The organism is Gemmatimonas sp. (assembly GCF_044345575.1).
GTDB lineage: Bacteria > Gemmatimonadota > Gemmatimonadetes > Gemmatimonadales > Gemmatimonadaceae > Gemmatimonas.
Map to the genome: position 1 here is coordinate 1 of NZ_JBIJAW010000423.1, position 2,628 is coordinate 2,628.

Consider the following 2,628-nt stretch of genomic DNA (forward strand, 5'->3'; position numbering starts at 1 on the left):
TTCCAACCCCATGACTTCTTCGAACAGCACCGCCGGCGCCGGTTTCTGCGCCGCCTGTGGCGCGGCCATGTCCGCCGGCGCCCGCTTCTGCCACCGCTGTGGCACCCCCCTGGGCCAGGGGCTCCCCCTCACGCGACAGGCGGCGCAGCCCGCCAGCGGCGCGGCGGCCGTGCTCCCGTGGGGTGTGGCCTTCGTGGCGCTGCTCGCGCTCATTGCCATGGTCGCGGGCAAGAACTTCGGCAAGCCGGCCGGGTCGTCGCTCGATGGCTCCGCCAACTCGCTCCCCACGCAGGAACTCGATGGCCAGGCGGCCCCCGACGGGGCGCCCTTCGCGGGTGGCGCAGCGGGCGGCGGCGCGGGTGGCGGTGCGGCCCCGAACATCGCCAACCTCTCCCCGAGCGAGCGCGCCAACAAGCTCTACATCCGCATTATGGAATACGCGGAGCTGGGCAAGGTGGACTCGGTGGCGTTCTTCGCGCCCATGGCGCTGGCCTCGCATGAAATGCTGGACGGCCCCACCCTCGACGAACGGTACCACTACGGCCGCATCGCCGAAGTGACGGGGAACGCCGAGGTGGCCAAGGCGCAGGCCGACACCATCATCAAGGAACAGCCGGACAACCTGCTCGGCCTGTTGCTCGCCGCCCGCGCGGCCCGCATGACCAAGAACGAGTCGGCCGCCAAGGGCTTCGACGGCCGCCTGCTCAAGGCGCTGGCGCCGCAGCTGGCCACGCAGGCCGAGGAGTACGTGCAGCACCGCGCAGAGATCGACCGCGCAGCGTCGGACGCGCAGAAGAAGTAAGCGGCTTGACGGCGATTTCCCGTGAGTCAACGGTCCGACGCCGCGCATGAAGAGGTAGCCGGCCCCGCGCCGGTCGACGTGCTCCCCGCGCTTACGCGGTTTGCACGCGACCTCGCGGAGCAGTCGCTTACGCGCGAGGAACTGTTCGACCGCCTCGCCGACACCGCGCGCCTCATCGTCGACGCCGAAGGGGCTTCCGTCATCGAGCTGCTCGACGCGGACCACTACGTCGTCTCGGCGTCGAGCGGCACCCTCCGCGTGTTCGATGGCCAGCGTCTCGCCCTGAAGGCGGGACGCTCCATCCTCCGCGACGCGGTCAGCCAGCAGCGTGTGCAGTTCACCGACGATGCGTTGGGCGACGAGTGGGTGAGCGCCATCGTGTCGGCGCCGGTCGACATGCGGCAGCTCGCGGTAGCCCCCATCGTGCTCGACGACGCGCCGGTGGGGCTGCTCATCGTCATCAATCCCCGACACGGGACGCTCAACGACGGCCGTCTCGCGCTGCTGGAGTACCTGGCCGCCCAGGCCGCCGTGGTGCTGCGCACGCAGCGCCTGCTGCAGCGTACGCAGCACGCGGCCGACGAGGCGCGGAATCGCGCCGAAGACGCGGCGCGGGCCGCCCACGCGAATGCGGTGCTCGCCCGGTCGGCGCGCGCCTTCGCCGACGCGCCCAATCGCGAGGCGCTGTACGAATGCCTTGGCGCCGTGGTGCGCGACGAATTCCACGCGAAAGGCTTCGGCCTCTACGAAGCCGACGCGCGCGTGCGCACCGCGGCGCTCCTCTACGAACAGGGCGTACGTCTCACGGACGGACGCCGTGTGGCGACCGAGTTCTGGGGGTCGTCGCTCGGCGAGGTCGTCCGCCGTGCCGAGCCAGTGTTTCGCGAAGTGCTCGAGGCCGACCACACCTATCTGGGGTTGTCGGCCCCGCTGCGCGACGCGGGCATCAATGCGGTGGCGTTGCTGCCGCTGGTGATCAACGAACGTGCCCAGGGGCTGCTCTCGGTGCGCTTCGAGGGCACCCGCACCTTCGACGCCGACGAACGCGACCTGCTGGTCAATCTCACCGCGCAATTCGCCCTCGCCTATCGCAACACGCTGTACGTGGACGAGGTGGAGAAGCGCGCCCACCGTCTCACCTTGCTGGCGCGGGCGCAGCAGCAGCTCACGCAGCTGGCCAGTGAGGACAGTCTCCCGAACGGCATCGCCGACGCGGTGCAGCTGGTGCTGCCCAGCCGCGCCTGCGACGTGCTCACGCTCTCGACGGTGGGTGCGAACGGCGAGTTCGAGGTACGTCGCGTGGTGCGCCTCGAGAACGGCTCGCCGGTGAGCAGCGATCTCGCGCCGCTGGCCGATCTCACCCTCGTGCGCCTGGCGGCCGCCACGGGGGTATCACGCCTCGCCTGCCACCTCACGGATGGCCCCGACGTTGTGCGCGGCACCAGCGAGCTGTGTGCCGCCGTGCGCTTCGGACAGCGCAGCGCCGGCGTGATTCGCATTCTGGCTGACCCGCAGCACCCGTTCGATACGCAGGACCTCGACCTGCTCACCATCATCGCGCGGCATGCCGGTACGGCCGTGGAGACCGCGCGACTGTTTGCCCTGCAGGACCTGCAGCGACAGCGCGCCGAAGGCGCCGCCGAGCTCGCACGGGTCACGCTGCAGGCCGTCTCGGTCGAGGAGGGCGCCGCCGAACTGCTGACATTGCTCGATCGTTACGTGCCCTCCATCGGCAAGGCGATCGGCGTATCCCGCGGACGTGACGGCATGGTGGAGTACGTCGCCGGCAGCGGTACGCTGGACATCCTGCGCGGGCATCGCCCCAG

At 70.5% G+C, this 2,628-nt stretch carries 2 protein-coding genes; both read left to right on the forward strand.

Annotated features, from left to right (window positions below; genetic code table 11):
- Window positions 1-802, forward strand: an 802-nt coding sequence (locus ACIQ6O_RS16120; protein ID WP_396208793.1) for a zinc-ribbon domain-containing protein, incomplete at its 5' end; no start/stop codon positions are given.
- A 21-nt stretch (window positions 803-823) separates the two neighbouring features.
- A partial coding sequence (locus ACIQ6O_RS16125; protein WP_396208794.1) for a GAF domain-containing protein occupies window positions 824-2,628 on the forward strand: 1,805 nt, incomplete at its 3' end.